1 pseudogene is annotated in these 1,073 nt (G+C 70.0%); it reads left to right on the forward strand.

Annotation, left to right across the window (positions count from 1 at the left end):
• Nucleotides 1-71: 71 nt before the first annotated feature.
• Nucleotides 72-1,073, forward strand: a pseudogene (locus ACFXJL_RS34825) (IS5 family transposase); the annotation flags it as partial.

The raw sequence follows: 1,073 nt of genomic DNA on the forward strand, positions 1-1,073 counted from the left end.
TAGGAGCTGTTCGAGGTTCGGATCTTCGTGACGCTCGCTGATGGGTTCGGTGGGGCTGGTAGAACTCGGGTGTGGCGCGTTTCGATGTGACGGATGCCGAGTGGGAGTTGGTCGAGGAGTTTCTGCCGGTGGCGGCGACGGGTCCGCTGCCCCGGCGGGTGCGGGACCAGTTCAACGGGGTGTTGTGGCGGTTTCGTACCGGCTGCGGCTGGCGTGACGTCCCGGAGCGTTACGGGTCCTGGTCGACGGTGTACTCGCGGTTCAACGCCTGGTCGAAAGCCGGGGTGTTCCAGGCGTTGATGGACGGCCTGATCGCCGAGGCGGCGACGCGTGGACGGGTCGGGTTGGAACTGGTCAGTGTGGATTCCACGATCGTGCGGGCCCATCACGAGTCGGCCGGACTGGCGGTCGCCGGAGAGACCCTGGATGCCCTCGAACAGGCTGTGACCGAGGAAAGGGGGGTTCCGCTGCCGGAGCAGGGACCGGTCTGGAGGGTGCTGCACCGCGGTCCGCATCCGGTGCGGGCACCGAGGAGGAGGCGGGCGGTGACCGTGCTGCGACTCGGCGGCGTCGGCGGGCACGGGCGAAGGCCGCCGGACTGGGCCGGTCCAGAGGCGGGCTGAGCAGCAAGGTCCACGCCGCGGTCGATGCGGCGGGGCTGCCGCTGGTGTTCGTCCTGACCCCGGGCCAGGCCGCGGACTGTCCGCAGTTCCAGGCGGTCCTCGAACGGATCCGGGTCCCCGGTCCCCGCGGCCGTCCGCGCACCCGGCCCGGTGCGGTGGCCGCCGACCGGGCCTACTCCTCCAGGGCCAACCGCGCCTACCTGCGCGGACGCGGGATCACCGCAGTCATCCCGGAGAAGACCGACCAGGCCGCGAACCGGCGGAGGAAGGGCTCGGCCGGCGGCCGCCCCGTGGCCTTCGACCCGCAGCGGTACCGGCAGCGCAACACCGTCGAGCGCTGCTTCCAGAAGATCAAGATCTGGCGCGGACTCGCCACTCGGTACGACAAATCTCCCGAGAGCTTCGAGGCAGGACTTCACCTCCGAGGATCAATCATGTGGCTGAAGCACA

Source organism: Streptomyces sp. NPDC059256 (assembly GCF_042753785.1).
Classification (GTDB): Bacteria; Actinomycetota; Actinomycetes; order Streptomycetales; family Streptomycetaceae; genus Streptomyces.